Consider the following 14,844-nt stretch of genomic DNA (forward strand, 5'->3'; position numbering starts at 1 on the left):
TTCTCGGCGGCGAGCAGGGGCTTGGTCATGAGGCCGAACACGGCGCTCTTGCGATTGCCGGGCGGCAGTGCCACGGCGGTGTAGAGGTTGACCGGCTCGCTCCACTGGCCGCGCACGGTCACGGTGAGGCGGCCGCCGGCGGCGGTGCCGATGACGGCGAGCGCCAGACAGCCAGCGAGGTCGACGGGGGTCTGGGTCTCCTCGGCGACCCCGGCCGCCATCGCGCCGAGCCAGTCGGGCAGCGTCTCCACGGGGAAGACGGGAAGCTGTCCGCGCGGGTTGAGCGGGACCGGCTCGTCCCACACCGGTCCGGCGACGTCCTCGGCGGTCATCTCCTCGAACCCGGCCCACAGGTCCGGCTCGTGCGCGCTCATGCGACGTCCTTCCGATCGGTCAGGGCCCACGGGCCGGTCAGGGAGGTCGGGTGCGGGTCAGAACCGGAAAGGACGCCTTCGGCGACGACCTTTCGCGCGCTCCTGCCCGGGGCGGCCGGGGCCGGTTCGGCGGGGCGGGGGTGGTGGGTCATCGGGCACCGGCCAGGGCGTTGCGGGTGCTGCGGCGGATGCCGTCACGGATGCTGGACGCGGTGCGGGAGGGGGCCAGGCCCTTGGCGAGCGCGGCCTCGGTGAGCCGGTCGGTGACCTCCTGCTCGGCGAGGGTTCCGGCGGCGACGAGGCGTCCGAGCGCGTAGGCGGCCCGGTAGAGGGTGAGGTTGTGCTCGCCGTCCGGGGCGGCGGCCAGCTTGGCCAGCTCCCCGTCCAGCGCGGCGGCGGCGTAGCGGTCCGCGCGTCCGATCCGGGCCCGCACCGCGGCCACCGACATGGGGGCGGGTGCGGGCGGCGGGGTCAGCAGGTCACCGAGCCACGTGGGGAGGGGGATCGGGTCCACCGCGTTGAGGACCTCGTACGGTCGACGGTGGACCACGCTGCCGGCGGCCACCACGTACCCGCCCCAGGCGCGCGTGTCGACCTTCCACCCCAGACGCCCTGCGCTCCCACGGAGCCGCTTTCCCTCAGGCGCGGTGAAGTACAGGTGCAGCCCGCCGCGCCCGGTGCGCACGGTGTACGTGTCGGCCGGGACCGGATGTCCCGCGCGCTCGCAGACGGCCGCGAACACCTCGATCCCGTCTCGGAATCCCGCCCACTCCGACGGTGCCGGCTTGTCGGTGGCCTTCGGCAGGTCCAGGTCGACCACGACCAGCCCGGCCGGGCCGGTGGCCAGGCCCACGTTGTACGGCTTGTGGGCCCAGGCGGCCTGGATCCGGTCCCGGTCGGTGGTGGCCCGCTCCTCCGGGGTGCGGTGCCCGGCCGCGCACCGGCCGGTGCCGGGGCAGCGCTCCTCGGCGTGCCCGGCGGGCCGCTTGTCCCCGGGCCGGAGCGGGAAGACGGGCCAGCCGCGTTCGGCAGCGCTGGCCGCGTGGGCGAGCAGGTCCGCAGGCGACGGCCGGGCGCCGTCTCGCCGGATGGGGGTCGGTTGGGTCATGCTGGATGTCTCCAGTTCGTGAGTGGGCTGGATGTGAGGGCGGCCCCGGACTTTGGCGAGACGGGGGCCGCCCTTGTTGCTGTCACGCGGCGAACAGGCCGCGCTGCCCCGACTCGACGTCGATGTTGCGGACGGCGGGCGGCGGGGAGTCGGTGGGGACCGGGGTCAGGACGGGGGCGCGCTGGCCGGTGACGGGGCCGTCGTTGTGGAAGCGCCAGGTGCCGACGTCGTGCTGCGGCCGGTCCTTGGACGGCGGGGTGTAGCGGCGGGCCTCGGCCGGGTGGGCCGCGTTCCAGTCCTCCGCGCACACCTTGTGGACCGCCTCACCCGCGTGGGACCGCAGCGGGGTCGGCCTGCCGCACAGACAGCAGGGCAGGTCCCGCGCAGGGTCGAAGTGGCGGGCGTCGCCCCAGTCGAGAAGGGGGACCATGGCCGGTCAGAACGGCGGTTCGTCGCTGTACGCGCGGCAGTGGGGCAGGCGCGGGAGGGGGATCAGGGCCCAGCGGGTGTCCTCGTCCCAGCAGGGGCAGGGGGCCCACTCGGTGCCGGCGTACTCGCCGGACGAGTCCCCGTAGTCGTAGGCGTGGCCGCCCTCTCCCTCGCATTCGAGGCAGTCGGGGCGGGGGGTGTCGGCCAGGATCAGGGCCCGGCGGGGCCAGGTGGCCACGGTGAGGCGCAGTCGGGGCACGTGGGGGCTCCTCAGGGGTGGTTGATGGTGCCGTGGGCGCGGCCGAACAGTCCGGTCGCGGTGATGTTCTGCGTGATGTGCGTCGTCGACCCGCCCCCGCCCCCACCGCCACTGGCGCCGGTCGCTGCTCGGCGGGCGGTGCGGAGGAGGAGGGGGACGGCGGTGACGGCGGCGACGACGAGGGCGGCGGCGGACCACAGGGCGTGGCTCATGGCGATGAGTCCCGGGGCGGCGTAGGAGAGTCCGATGCCGGCGGCGGCGATCCCGCCGCCGACGGTGGGGGCGAGCAGGGCGGTGGTCTTGGCCCACGCGGGGATCGGCTGCGCGGCCGGGGCCGGCGCGGGTACCGGGGTGGTGGGGTGGGTGTAGGCGAGGGTACGGAGCCCGTTGGGGAGGGTGACCCAGTCGACGCCGGGCGGGATCTCGGCCGGGAGGATCACCGGCCGCCGCACCGTCGCGGGGCGGTCGTGCGGGGTGCTGTAGGGGGTGGTGGGGGTGATCTCGTACGGGGTGTCGGCGTGCACAATGCGGTCCCTTCAACGACGGCGGCCGGCCCCCTCGTGCGGGGGTCCGGCCGGTGCCTTGCTTGTCGTGTCGCTTGTCGTCTGTCTTGTTGTGTGGCTTGTCGCTTGTCTTGTCTTGTCGCTTGTCGCCTTGCAGGTCACAAGCCGTTTTGGGCCCTCAGCAAGCCGCCTGGGGCCCTTCCCGGCGGGGGTAGGCGACAGGCGACAAGCCGTCCTGTCCCGGGGGTGTTGTCAGTGGTCTCCGGTAGCGTCCAGGGCTTTGAGCCGGACGGAGATCGTGAGGGACTCGCGGCTATGGGGGGTGGGTATGGAAGGGCCCCGGCAGCCAACTCGGGACTGGAATGAAGACTCCGTGACCCCACCCCCCACCTCACTCCTTACGCCCCTTCGGGCGGGGCGTGACGGTGGTGGACGTAGCGGGCCTTGGTGCCCGTCCCGACGCGGACGGCGGTGCCGTCGTCGGTCCAGGTCTTAAGCCAGCCGACCACCGTCTGCCGGGACGTGCCGTGCTTCTCGGCCAGCGCCCGGGCGATCGCGGACGCCCCGGTGCCTTCCGGCCCGGCGGCCAGGAGCAGGGCGAGGGCGGCGGTGCGGGCGGCGTTGTCCTCGTCGCGCAGCGCGGACAGGTTCAGCCCGCCGCCCGTGGGCGTCTGCTCGGCCGACGGCTCGGTCGGGTCCGGTTCGGGGGCGGTGGCGAACTGGGCGTCGATCTGCTCGCGGAACTCCCGGGCCAACCGGTCCGCCTCCGACTCGGCCACTGGTTCCGTGGCACGCAGCGCGGACAGGTTCAGCCCGCCCCCGGCCGGGGACGTCTCGGCCGGGGCCGACGCGGTGGGGGTGTGGTCGTGGATCCAGGCGGTGCGGGCCGCGTCCCAGCGGCGGGCGTAGTCCGGCCCGGCCGCCTTGGCGGAGATGGCGTCCAGGGCGGGGTGGCGGTCGGAGGTGGCGGCGACGATGTCGCGGATCTGGTTGGGCAGGATCCGCCACGACTTGAACAGACCCGCCGGTGATTCGGGGGTGCCGATGAACCCGGAGCCCTTGTAGGGGGCCTGGTCCACGCGCAGCCCGCGAGAGCCGGGGAACTGCTTGCCCAGGTCCATGCCCTCGGTCTCCCCGCCGGTCAGCGCGACGCGGACCTTGGCCTCCCGGCGGATCATCAGGTTGCCCAGCACCGCGCCGGTGGCGCCGAGCGCGGTCAGGACGGTGCGGATGCCCATGGCGCGGGCGATCCGGATCACCTCCAGAATCTTCCCGGCCAGGACCTTGGAGGGGCGGTCCATGCCCGCGAGGATCTCCGCGCCCTCGTCGATGACGATCTCGATCTGCGGGATCTGCGCCGAGATGGGCAGCAGGTCGGTGTTCGCCTTCGCCATCAGGTCCTGGTAGGCCATCTTGCGGTGCTTGGCGATCCGCACCGCCGCGTCCAGCATGAGGGCGGCCTCCTCGTGGGTGGAGGCCAGCCAGTCCACCCCCGGGCGCATGCCCTGGCCGGTGCCGGTGAGGGCGGGGCGGACCCAGGGCAGGCCGGCGGACCCGGCGTTCAGGTCGATCACCCAGGTCAGCACGTCGGTGGTCCGGGCGAACCCGGCCAGGATCGTGTGGACCATGTTCGTCTTGCCCGACCCGGTCGGCCCGACCACCAGCGCGCACTGCTCGCGCAGGTAGACCGGCACCGGCCGGCCGTCGGTCCGCAGCCCCCACGGGATCCCGGTGAGCAGGGACAGCGGGCCGTAGTCGGTGGGGTAGGTGACCTCCTCGGCCAGCACGTTGACGGTGGTCACGTCGATCAGGACGCGGCCCTGGTCGATGCCCTGCGAGGCGGTCGCGGTGCAGCCGTGCGGCAGGCGGGCGTCGGCCGACAGCCGGGCGGACTCCCGGGCGATGCGGTCGTAGGTGGTGCCGCCCGGGGGGAGTTCGGCGTCGATGGTGAACCCGGTGCCGGTCGGCCACATCTCCACCGCCAGGACCCGGATGGTCAGGCCGCACACCCGCTGGATGCGGTCGACCCACTCGGCGGCGATCGCCCGCCGCTCGGCGGACAGTTCGCGGGCGACCTGCCGTTCGGCCGCCGCGAGGGCCTCCAGTTCGCGGGCCTCTTCGTGCAGGAGGGTGGAGCGGGCGGCGGCCCCGATGCCGACCCCGAGGGTGGCCAGCGAGCCGATCGCGGTCCAGGTGAGGGGGCCCGTGGTGATGGCCCAGGTGGTCCATCCGGCGCCGAGGAGCCAGGAGGCGGCGCGCATGGCGATGGTGCGGGCGGCCAGGCGTTCGCGGAGGCTGGTGACGGTGTGGCCGATGGCGCCGGCGGCGCCGGCGGCCAGGGCCCACCCGGCGGGCATGCCAATGGCGGCGCCGGTGGTGGCCAGGGCGAGGGCTCCGGTGGTGGCGGACAGGGCGCCGGTCACGGGTCCGTGACCGGCCGCCCAGTCCCACACCGGCCCCGTGCTGTGGGCGGTGGTGGGTGTCATGGTCAGACGTTCCATCCCTTCTCGGCCTCGGGCCCGTTGCGCGGGTCCTCGTGGCGGGCGATGTCCTGCTCGTGGGCCTGGCGGAACAGCGGGCCCATGTCCTCGGCGACCGCGACCGCGGACATGAGGGCGCCGAAGATGTCGTTGAAGCCGTCGGCGACCTCCTTCTCCAGCGGGAACTCGGAGTCGGCGCGCTCGGCCAGGATCTTCATCACGTTCGCCACCGACGTCAGGGCGGCCGGGAGCCCTTCGACCATGGCGAGGATCTCCATGGCGTTCTCGGGGTCGTAGCTGTTGGCGGCGGCTTCCATCTCCGCCGCGTACTCCTCGAACCGGAAACCCGACACGATCTCTCCCTCGGTGTTCTCGCTGGTGGGTGTGCTGGGGACGTGGCCGGCCGGACGCTGGGCCGTGTCCCCGATGTGCTCGCCGTCCTGCTCGGCCGCCTGGTCGGCGGCGGCCTCCTCGTTCTCGCGCTGCTCGCGGATGGCCTCGTCCCGGTCCTCGCGTTCGGCGAGGGCCGTCTTGAGCAGGCGGGCGTAGAGGCGGCGGCCGGGGTGCTGCAGCCACGCCCACCCGAGCTTGCGGCCGAGCGGGGTGGTGACCATCCCGAGGAGGCCGAGCGCTCCGGCGAGCAGGGCGGCGAGCAGGCGGCGGCCCTGGAACCGGGCGGCCGACTTCCACAGCGCCTTGCGGGCCTTCGCCCGGGCGGGGGCCTTGCGGACCTCGGAGCGCTGCTCGGCGACCTTCCCGGCCGCCGAGGTGTCCCGGGCCTTCCGCAGCCGCTCGACGGCGGCGCCTCGGGCGGCTCCGGCCCGGCCGGCAGCCTTCCCGGCCGACCGGCCCAGCGGCCCCTTCTTCGCCGCGGCCGTGGTGCGGGCGTCGGTCTTGGCGGCCCGGCGGGCGTCGGCGAGCTGACGGCGGGCCGCCGTCGTCTCCGCCCGCCGCCCCGCCTTCGACGGCGACGCCGTCCGGGCCTGCTCCCGCAGTGCCCTGACCTGCCCGACCCGTCCCCGCGGCTTCACCGGAGACGAGGAACCGGACGGCGACGCGCCGGCCCCGGCCGCACGCGTCCCGGCACTCTTCGCCAGGCCCGGCTTCCGGCCGGTGGTGCCCGACGGTGTGCTCGCGGACCGCAGCGCACCGGACTGGGGGCGGGCCGAGTACCTGCCGGGTGCGGGGGACTTGGCCCCGGTCGCCTTTCCCTTTGCGCTCTTTCCGCCGGCGGTCGTGCCGCGCCGGGGCTGGGCCGGGACACCGCCCAGCCCGCGACGCGAGCCTCCGGCCGACCTGCCCGCCAAGGTGGTGCTGTTCGTGCCCGCCTTGGCCTGCCGGGCCTGCTTCGCGGTGGCCTTGCCGGTGCGGGCGGTGGTGGCGCCCAGGACGACGGCGCCGGTCACGGCGACCGCCGCCGCGATGGGTCCGCCGACCAGCGCGGCCCCGGCCAGCAGCGTCACCGTGGCGTTCGCGCCGGTCAGAGCGAGGGGGACGACCGGCCAGCCGCCCGCCGTGTGCTCCACGCCCTTCTCGGGGCTGGGGATTTCCGGTACGGGGCCGGGGGACGGCTCGGCCGGGGGAACCGCTTCAGGGGTGGTGAGGATCGGTTCGGTGCTGAGGTCCGTCACCGGTCCACCCCCGTCCCGGTCAGCTCGTTGGGCTCCAGGGCGAAGTACACGACGATGGAGCCCTCCATCGACGGGTACTGGCGGACCGCGTCGAGCCGGAGCCGGTTGAGGATGTCGAACCGGGTGTCCCACGGGGCCGGGGTGTAGGTGCCGGAGATCGTGCAGGCGCTCATCTGACGGTTCTGCAGGGACAGCACGTACATGTGCGTGCCCTGCGCGGTGTTGCTCTCCACGAGGAAACCTCCAGGTCAAGCAGCGAGTTGAGGGGCGTCCGCGCACGGGACGCACATGCCGAGCGACGGCGGGATGCGGTATCCGGCGTCCCGCCCGCAGGCGGGGCAGATCCGGCGGGCGGCGTTCGCCTTGGCCAGGGCCGCCCGCTTGGCGGGGGTCATCGGACGGACCGGGCGGGCCCGGTCGATGCGGTAGAGGAACGCGACCAGCGGTTCACGCCGGCGGCGGGGGCGTTCGAGCTGGGCCACCACCGGCTGACCGGCCGGCCGCAGCCCCATCGCCCGCAGCTGCCGGAACGTCGCCAGCCCCTCCGGTGCCAGCCGCCAGCGGTAGACGGGCAGGCTTCCCATCAGCCGAGCCGGTGATAGGAGGCCCGGCAGGTGGTGGCGTGCTCGTTCGCCGCGCGGCGGGTGAAGGGCAGGCTGTCCGCCAGGTCGGTGTGGTCGCCGCAGCCGTGGCAGTGCCAGTGCGAGCCGTGGTAGGCCCGGGTGCCGGTGACCTCGACGGCGGCGCCGGTCTGGTTGTGGAACCGGATCAGCAGGTTGGCGGGCTCGGGCGGGTTGGTGTTCGGTGAGAGCTTCACTGGGACGCTCCTTCCAGAGCCGGGGTGGTGTCGCGGAGTTCCTGGTAGCGGGTGGAGACCCAGCCGACCGACCAGCCGCACAGCTCGGCGGCCTGCCGCACCGGCACCCCGGCGGCGAACGCCGCGGCTACCGTCCGGCGGGCCTGGTCCTCGCCCTGCTTCTCCTGGGCGGGGCCGGCGGCGAGGAGCGCGGCGCGTTCCCGCTCGGCCCGCTCCTCCCGCTCGCGCTGTTCACGCAGCCGAGCCGCCTCGCGCTCCTGACGCTCCCGCTGGGCGCGTGCGGCGACCTCGCGTTCAAGGCGTTCACGCTCCAGGCGCTGCTGTTCACGCTCGCGCTCACGGCGTTCACGAGCCTCCCGCTCCGCCCGCTCGGCGGCCTGGGCCCGCTCCCGCTCCTCCCGTCGGACGCGCTCCTCCCGCTCGGCCTGTTCACGGACCAGCGCGGCCTCGTGCTCGCGCTGTTCACGCGCCATCCGGGCCTCGAACTCCCGCGCCTCCCGCTCCCGCTTGGCGGCCGCCTCGGCGCGCTCGGCGGCGGCCTGCTCCCGCGCCACCCGCTCGGCCCGTTCACGGTCCTGGATGGCCGTGAGCGCGCGGGTGATGGCCGCACGGTAGGCCAGACCGGTCTCGGCCGTGACGATCAGCAGCAGCGGCGCCACCGCGTGCACCGCCACGCCGACCAGGTCTTTCCTCAGGGCGGAGTCGGCGACGTTCAGGGCCAGGGTCATGCCGCCGGTCATCCAGCGCAGCACCACCGGCCACCGCCCGCCATGCCCACCCAAACGGGCCAGAACCGAGTCCAGCCGGACCACGATGACGACCGCGGCGTCCACGACGAGGGGCAGGATCGGGGCGGTCCAGCGCCAGTCGGCGGGGGTGTGGGCCCGCATCAGTGGGGTGACGGTGAGGACGGAGAAGAGCATCGCCCCGGCCACGATCAGCCAGGTGCCGACCGACAGGGCGCGCTCGGCTGAACGGATCTGAACGCCGTTCACGACACCGCCCCCGAACCCGCCAGTACCGGCTCGGCGGCCGGGAGTTTCGCGTAGCCGGTCAGCTCCAGGTCGGCTCCGGCGAAGGCGGCGTGAACGTTCAGGACGCCGGTCCGGCCGGCGCCCTGAACGTGGTGAACGACCGAGGAGGGGGCGATGTTCAGGGCCTCGCGCCACGCCTCGAACCCGGCGAGGTCGTCGTGGAACGTCAGCTCCAGCCGCTCCGGGTAGAGCGTCGAGACCCCCACGCGCGGCGCCGGCAGGTGCGCGAACTCCGCCGCGAGCAGCCGCAGCGCCAGCAGCGGGCCGGACAGGTCCGCCAGCGTCCGGGCCCTCACGCGGCACCGCCCGCCCGCAGCGCGACGGCGCGGTTGGTCAGGTCCCGGCGCTCGGCCAGGACCCGGTTGCGGGCCCGGCGGATCCGCCGCTCGTCCAGCCCCGTGGCCAGCCGGTCCAGCGTCTTGATCTCCGCGTCGAGCAGGTCGACCTCCGCCAGGATCAGCGGCATCTCCAGCTCGACCGCGTCCAGCTCCGCCGCCGACGGCTCACCGTCGAACGCCAGCGCCCCGCTGGTGGCGGGGAGTGTGATGATGGACTTCATTGGGTGTGTTCCTTCCAGTCAGGAACGGCCCGAACCGAGGCCCCGGTGTTCCAGCACCGGGGCCTCTCGCCGTTTGGAACCATCCGGCTCCCCCCGACCCCGCCCGTACGGCACCCCGCGAACGGGGCCCGGACGGGCGGAGGAGGCAACCGGCCGCAACCGTCGGGCGGCTGCGGTAGTCAGGTGACGCGGTGGGCATGGCCTGCCCCGCCGGTCCAGCGGGGCGGCGCCCAGGGTCTTAATTGCTTCACGTCGGCCTCCAGAGGCGGACATGGTGCGTGGCATAGGTCGCGATCTCTGCCCTTGTCTCACCGCACGTACGGATCACTTGTCCGCCCCGCAAGGGCGGCCTGGGAGAAGGTGCTTGCTGCTCGTGCGGCAGGGCCTACGGCTTGTCGCAGGTGCCTGGATTGATTCGTCCTCTGTTCAGTTCTCAAGGCGCAGCCGCTTCCTTCAAAGCCGTTTCACGGGCCTCTCCGGGCTGTGGTGCTCAGGCAGCACGGCTCACCGGGCCGAAGCCCACTGAGGTACATGTATTACCTGTTCCTCATCATGAAGATCAGGATTCGCACCGTCAAGTCCCTTGGGGTTTTGGCGTTCGCGAGTCCGTCCCGCCCGATGTGCCAAGCGTGGCTTGATCAGGGCAGACGCTGGACTTCGGAGATGTACGGCTCCGAGACGACTCGCTACGGTGAAAGTCGTCCCAAGTCGTCCCAGCGGGGGAGAGCACGACATGGCTAATGAGCGGCTGCGCGGTGCGATCATCGAGAGCGGCCTGACGCTCGAACAAGTCGCCGAGCGGCTTGGGGTGTCGGCGAAGACGGTGGAGCGCTGGATCAACGAGCCCAAGCGGCAGCCTTACCGCCGGTTCAAGTACGCCGCGGCCTCGCTCCTGCAATGCGAGATGTCCTACCTATGGCCGGAGGAGCGGACGTCCGCCGAGGTCACAGAGGCGGGAAACGCAGAGTTGGTGAAGCTGTACCCTCATCGCTCCGTCGTGCCTAACCGGCTCTGGCCGCAGCTCTACGCCGGGGCCACTCGGCACTTCGACGTGCTGGTCTACTCGGGCTTCTGGCTCACCGAGGACGCCGCCTTCCATCAAGTAGTCAAAGAGAAGTCGGCCGCCGGCGTCCCGGTCCGGTTCATGCTCGGCGACCCCGAGTCTGCCGCAGTCGCCACGCGCGGGGCGGACGAAGGGATCGGCGGCGCCATGGCGAGCAAGATCCGAAACGCACTGGTCAACTACGCGCCGTTGTTCGGGCTCCCCGGGGTGGAGTTCCGACTCCACGCCACGACGCTCTACAACTCGATCTACCGGGCCGACGACGGGATGCTCGCGAACGGGCACCTGTACGGTGTGGGCGCGTACATGGCCCCGGTCCTGCACATCCAGCGCATCCCTGGTGGTGAACTGTTCGACGCCTACGCTGAGAGCGTCGAACGGGTCTGGGAGACGGCACGGCCGATCTCCTCGCCTACTGATCTGGGAGGTTCCAGCGCATGAGCCGGATCGACTACTTCCGCGACCCTGGGGCCCCGAAGGCCAACTCGGTGGTGCCCTCGGTCACGGCCGTCGTCTGTGACGATGCCGGGAGGCTCCTGGTCATCCACAAGACCGATAACGACCTGTGGGCGCTTCCCGGCGGCGGCCACGACATCGGCGAGCGGATTGCCGACACCGTCGTGCGTGAGGTGGAGGAGGAGACCGGGATCAAGGTGGTGGTGGACGGGATCGTCGGGCTCTACACCGACCCCGAGCACGTGCTCGCGTACGACGACGGCGAGGTGCGGCAGCAGTTCTCGATCTGCTTCCGGGCCCACTCGGTCGGTGGATCACTTCGCACGAGCAGCGAATCGAAAGAGGTCCGCTGGATGGCTCCGGCGGACCTCGACGACTTGGACATTCACCCGTCCATGAGGCTGAGGATCCAGCACGGCCTGGACGAGTCGCGGCGCGAGCCCTACATCGGCTGAGCGCCGGCAGCGGCGGCGGCCATGCGCCCCTCCACGCGCTCGTTGGCGGCGTGGATCTCTGGTGCCGCCCGCTGGATGAACCGGCCCACGATCGTGTCCGGGCCGTACCGCTGCACGATCTCGTCCAGGCGGGCCGTCGGCGTCGTGTGCTCGCCGGTCGGGGTCGTCGTCATGTCGGACACGATGAGCGCGTCCACCAGCTCGGGCTGCTCCAACTCGAACTCCGTCTCCAGCTCGTGCCGGAGCCCCCGCTCCTCAGCCTCCAGGAGCGCGCAGGAGTGATGGGCGACGAGCCGGACAACCCGTTCGTCGGCGCCCTCTTGGTCGCGGAGGAACCGGGCCCCGTCGAGCGGGTGGAAACCGGTGGTGGCGATGGAGGGGGAGTAGCCGATGTCGTGCAGGACAGCCGCGGCCTCCAGCAACTCGGCATCCCGCCCCAGGATCGGGCTCAAGGAACGTGCCCGCTTGGCGACCCCAAGGGAGTGCGCCCAGCGACGCGGCAACGGCTCGGACAGCAGCGATTCGGAGAGCGAGTATGCCCAGTCGGTAAGCCCCATGGTCGCCAAGGCTACGACTCCTCCAGCTTCGCTGGGAGGGCGCGCACAGTACGGCCTTTGCCATGGACAGTGGTAAGCAGGCCAGCACCCTCCATCTGCGCGAGTGCGCGACGTACCGCCGTACGTGAGGCACCGAAGCGCTTGCACAACTTCGCTTCGGAGAGGTAGGCATCACCCACGTTCAGCTCGGCCTCCGTGATGAGGTCCGTTAGGCGATCGACCAGCGGCCTGTGGGGCACGTGCGTCACCTGCCAACCGGCGCCGGGGACAGACGTGATGAGCTTCTCGGCCTCCAGGGCCTTGAGTGCGCGTCGGATGGTGTTGCGCGAGACGCTGTACGTTTGCATGAGAGTGGCTTCGGACGGGAGGGAGTCCCCATCCATGCCTTTCTCTACCCCCTTCCGCAGCGCCTCAGCGATGAGCAGATAGGTTCCGCGCGGGCTGGCCTCCGGCACGGCACCTCCTTCCGGGAACGTCGACTGGAGCCAGGGTCGCACGCGATGTACTGGCAGAGGGTGATAGATCCCTCCCTAGACCTCTGATGCGCCCCCAGGCGACAGCTGACGCTGCACTGGTGCGGGTCAGCCGCCTCGTGCCTCTCTTCTGCACGGTGGTTCGGCGCATGATTGCGAGCGGCCCCAACAGCGCCTCGAAGGAGCCCCAGTCCTACTAGGGTTGTCCGCGTATGAAGCACAGAAGTGACCGTGCGCTATATCGGCAGGACGCGATCGGACGGGGTGGGCGCCTTCTATGACTACGCTACTGGAGTTGCACCAGATGCGGTCAGCTCTGACACAGGCGTACCAAGGGCTGATCGACGAAAGCGACCTAAAGCGCAACTCTGAGAAGGAGCGCGAACGCGCCTTCTTGTCACGGGCGGTGGCGGCCACAGCAATTCGGCGGGCGACCGGATGGGATCTGGCGCAGTGTGCAGCGGCAGTGATCGATGGAAGCGACGACAATGGGATTGACGCAGTAGCAGTTGCAGACGGTTCCCAGGTTTGGTTGGTCCAAGCGAAGTGGAGCGAAAAAGGTACGGCAGGGTTCCACACTGACGCTGCCCGAGCTTTGATCGATGGCCTCCGGTTGCTAGAAAATAGACGTTTCGGTGCATTCAATAAAAAGTTGCAGCCGTTCGCAGCCCTCCTCGACTCAGCCCTAGGTGACCCTAACCTCAAAATTAATCTTGTCATTGCGCTTACAGGGAAAGACCCGCTCCACTCTCACACAACAGCGATTCTTGACCGTGCCAGGGAAGATCATTACGGCCATGGGCCGATGTTGAGTTATGAACTCCTAACAACTACTGAGCTTCTGCAGCAGCTACGCGATGACCGCCTGCCCGACCCAGTGGATATCACGCTGCGAATGACGAAATGGCTTAGGCGGGATCTGCCGTTCCCGTCATACCAGGGGAGTCTATGGGCCAGAGACGTCGGCGAGATGTACCAAAGTCACGGCACTCGGCTCTTCTCAAAGAATATTCGGCAGTCGCTAGGGCTCACTCGGATTAACGTTGGCATTGAGAAGACACTGATGGAAGAGCCAGATAACTTCTGGTACTTCAATAATGGAATCACCATTTTGTGTGACCAGGTTGAGCCCTTCTATCCAGGGCGCCGTCATCCGGACCACCCCGTAGACCTGAAACTGACTCACGCCACTGTGGTAAATGGTGCACAAACCGTTACATCCATTCACCGGGCCATGCGGGAGATGCCGGAAACGGTAGCAGATGCCGATGTTGCCGTGCGAGTTATCGCACTAGGTGACGACTATGCCGAATACGCCTCTCGGATCGCCGAAACCACAAATACTCAGAATGCTGTATACCGTCGAGACTTCATCTCGCTGGATGAAAAGCAGGCCTGGATTCGCCAGGACTTCGACCTGACTCTAGGTAAAGCCTATGTGTATAAGCGTGGCGAAATAGATCCTGCTCCAGACTCGGGATGCTCGGTCGTGCAGGCAGCCCTGGCCCTCGCGTGCGCCTGCAGGACACCGGCCCTTGCCGCGCGAGCTAAGCGTGACACCGAACTGCTCTGGGAACCGGGCCCCCAGGGGGCGTATCAACAGCTTTTCGGGGAAGTTCCGAGCGCACTCCGCATCTGGCGGAGTGTGAGAATTCTGTTCGAAACTGGGAGTTTCCTCCACGCGTTGCGTGATCGCCTGGAGGGGCGAACGCAGAACGTGGTTCGACATGGCGACATGTTGATCACTCATCTAGTCTTTCAGCTTCTCGACCTCTCGGAAATTGAGGAGCTTTCATTCCCTATCGACTCCACCCTGGCGGCCATACCGGAGTTGGTTGAAGCCATCTTGCCTTCGCTGGTGTATCAAGTTGATATCACCTTTGGTCGAAACGCATTCCTGATGAGTACTTTTACCGACGAGGGACGGTGTGGACTGCTCGCCAAACTGGTGGCGAAAGATGTGTGTGGTGGAGCTGCTATGCCGCAACTTCAATACCGTGAAGAACCGGAGTGGCCAAAGCGGCATCGGAGGCCGAACAGTGTTCACACTCTTGTAAATGCTCGCGTGATTAAAGATGGAACACCCCTCACGTATGTTCCGAGAGGCACCCTGGAGAAGCTAGCAACAGATCGATGGCTTACCGGTGATAAGCGCAGGGCTGAGGCACGTTGGCAGAACCATCGCACGAGACCAATTATCTGGTCGTACGACGGTCTCGCCTATTCACCCAGTGGTCTCGTCATCCGCATATGGGAACTCGCTGGCTGGGGAGAAGCGCCGGTTGCCGTTCAAGGAACAGTGCGCTGGCAAGTAGACGGCACACGAACGCTCGACGAACTCGCGAAGGAGTGGCTCATACTGCAGGAGGAGGAAGCTTGATTAATGACTCTGTCTCGCAGTTGCGCCGGCATGCCCACGTCGCCCCCCTCTGGATAAGTGGTGACGCCTGAAGAAAGCCGAAGGATAGGTCAGTGCCCTGCCCTACGGCAGTCGAGACGACCAAGTGTCTTCTAAATTCTTGACTGGCAGGTCTGAGGCCTGCCGAGGGATGGAGACCTATCCAAATGGCCATATTCAACCAGAATCGTGCTGTCAGGCGCCGGTGTGACGGGTAGCGTCGCACCGGCGGGCGGCTTGGTAGCTGG

At 69.9% G+C, this 14,844-nt stretch carries 18 protein-coding genes; 3 read left to right on the forward strand and 15 right to left on the reverse strand.

Annotation, left to right across the window (positions count from 1 at the left end):
• The 13 genes from ACZ66Z_RS14360 to ACZ66Z_RS14420 form a co-directional block, all read right to left on the reverse strand.
• On the reverse strand, positions 1-374 hold a 374-nt coding region (locus ACZ66Z_RS14360), incomplete at its 3' end, for a DUF3987 domain-containing protein (protein WP_469934280.1).
• A 148-nt stretch (positions 375-522) separates the two neighbouring features.
• A complete protein-coding gene (locus ACZ66Z_RS14365; RefSeq protein ID WP_469934281.1) occupies positions 523-1,482 on the reverse strand; it encodes a bifunctional DNA primase/polymerase in 960 nt (319 codons plus the stop codon).
• Positions 1,483-1,564: 82 nt separating this feature from the next.
• Positions 1,565-1,912 carry a hypothetical protein gene (locus ACZ66Z_RS14370; protein WP_469934282.1) on the reverse strand — a complete coding sequence of 116 codons (348 nt, stop codon included), beginning with the start codon at positions 1,910-1,912 and terminating at the stop codon, positions 1,565-1,567.
• A gap of 6 nt (positions 1,913-1,918) precedes the next feature.
• Complete coding sequence (locus ACZ66Z_RS14375; protein ID WP_469934283.1) at positions 1,919-2,170, reverse strand: hypothetical protein; 252 nt, start codon at positions 2,168-2,170, stop codon at positions 1,919-1,921.
• Positions 2,171-2,181: 11 nt separating this feature from the next.
• Positions 2,182-2,694: a hypothetical protein gene (locus tag ACZ66Z_RS14380; RefSeq protein ID WP_469934284.1), complete on the reverse strand. Its 513-nt coding sequence runs from the start codon at positions 2,692-2,694 to the stop codon at positions 2,182-2,184.
• 377 nt (positions 2,695-3,071) lie between these two features.
• The gene (locus tag ACZ66Z_RS14385) at positions 3,072-5,159 is read right to left on the reverse strand and encodes a hypothetical protein (protein ID WP_469934285.1); all 2,088 of its coding nucleotides are present in this window, start codon (positions 5,157-5,159) and stop codon (positions 3,072-3,074) included.
• Between the two features lie 2 nt (positions 5,160-5,161).
• A complete protein-coding gene (locus ACZ66Z_RS14390; protein WP_469934286.1) occupies positions 5,162-6,784 on the reverse strand; it encodes a hypothetical protein in 1,623 nt (540 codons plus the stop codon).
• A complete protein-coding gene (locus ACZ66Z_RS14395) occupies positions 6,781-7,017 on the reverse strand; it encodes a hypothetical protein (protein WP_469934287.1) in 237 nt (78 codons plus the stop codon). The genes ACZ66Z_RS14390 and ACZ66Z_RS14395 overlap by 4 nt, the downstream gene beginning before the upstream one ends.
• Before the next feature lie 15 nt (positions 7,018-7,032).
• Entirely contained in the window at positions 7,033-7,368 is a 336-nt protein-coding gene (locus ACZ66Z_RS14400) for an RRQRL motif-containing zinc-binding protein (protein ID WP_469934288.1), read from the reverse strand.
• Complete coding sequence (locus ACZ66Z_RS14405; RefSeq protein ID WP_469934289.1) at positions 7,368-7,601, reverse strand: hypothetical protein; 234 nt, start codon at positions 7,599-7,601, stop codon at positions 7,368-7,370. The genes ACZ66Z_RS14400 and ACZ66Z_RS14405 overlap by 1 nt, the downstream gene beginning before the upstream one ends.
• A complete protein-coding gene (locus ACZ66Z_RS14410) occupies positions 7,598-8,596 on the reverse strand; it encodes a DUF2637 domain-containing protein (protein WP_469934290.1) in 999 nt (332 codons plus the stop codon). Before ACZ66Z_RS14410 ends, ACZ66Z_RS14405 begins: the two co-directional genes overlap by 4 nt.
• Positions 8,593-8,931 (reverse strand): hypothetical protein, encoded by a 339-nt coding sequence (locus ACZ66Z_RS14415; RefSeq protein WP_469934291.1) that lies wholly within the window; start codon positions 8,929-8,931, stop codon positions 8,593-8,595. Before ACZ66Z_RS14415 ends, ACZ66Z_RS14410 begins: the two co-directional genes overlap by 4 nt.
• On the reverse strand, positions 8,928-9,194 hold the full coding sequence (locus tag ACZ66Z_RS14420) for a DUF6284 family protein (RefSeq protein WP_469934292.1): 267 nt from the start codon (positions 9,192-9,194) through the stop codon (positions 8,928-8,930). Before ACZ66Z_RS14420 ends, ACZ66Z_RS14415 begins: the two co-directional genes overlap by 4 nt.
• Before the next feature lie 733 nt (positions 9,195-9,927).
• Here ACZ66Z_RS14420 and ACZ66Z_RS14425 point away from each other — a divergent pair.
• Together ACZ66Z_RS14425 and ACZ66Z_RS14430 are read left to right on the forward strand one after the other, a co-directional pair.
• The gene (locus ACZ66Z_RS14425; RefSeq protein ID WP_469934293.1) at positions 9,928-10,698 is read left to right on the forward strand and encodes a helix-turn-helix domain-containing protein; all 771 of its coding nucleotides are present in this window, start codon (positions 9,928-9,930) and stop codon (positions 10,696-10,698) included.
• On the forward strand, positions 10,695-11,168 hold the full coding sequence (locus ACZ66Z_RS14430; protein ID WP_469934294.1) for an NUDIX hydrolase: 474 nt from the start codon (positions 10,695-10,697) through the stop codon (positions 11,166-11,168). Before ACZ66Z_RS14425 ends, ACZ66Z_RS14430 begins: the two co-directional genes overlap by 4 nt.
• Here ACZ66Z_RS14430 and ACZ66Z_RS14435 read toward each other — a convergent pair.
• Positions 11,156-11,725, reverse strand: coding sequence for an HD domain-containing protein (locus ACZ66Z_RS14435; protein ID WP_469934295.1), 570 nt, complete (start codon positions 11,723-11,725; stop codon positions 11,156-11,158). The genes ACZ66Z_RS14430 and ACZ66Z_RS14435 overlap by 13 nt on opposite strands.
• 11 nt (positions 11,726-11,736) lie before the next feature.
• Entirely contained in the window at positions 11,737-12,180 is a 444-nt protein-coding gene (locus ACZ66Z_RS14440; protein WP_469934296.1) for a GntR family transcriptional regulator, read from the reverse strand.
• 322 nt (positions 12,181-12,502) lie between these two features.
• On the opposite strand from ACZ66Z_RS14440, the gene ACZ66Z_RS14445 reads away from it, so the two are divergent.
• Positions 12,503-14,578, forward strand: coding sequence for an AIPR family protein (locus tag ACZ66Z_RS14445; RefSeq protein WP_469934554.1), 2,076 nt, complete (start codon positions 12,503-12,505; stop codon positions 14,576-14,578).
• Positions 14,579-14,844 lie beyond the last annotated feature (266 nt).

The sequence above is a fragment of the Streptomyces sp. NPDC107498 genome, assembly GCF_055582805.1.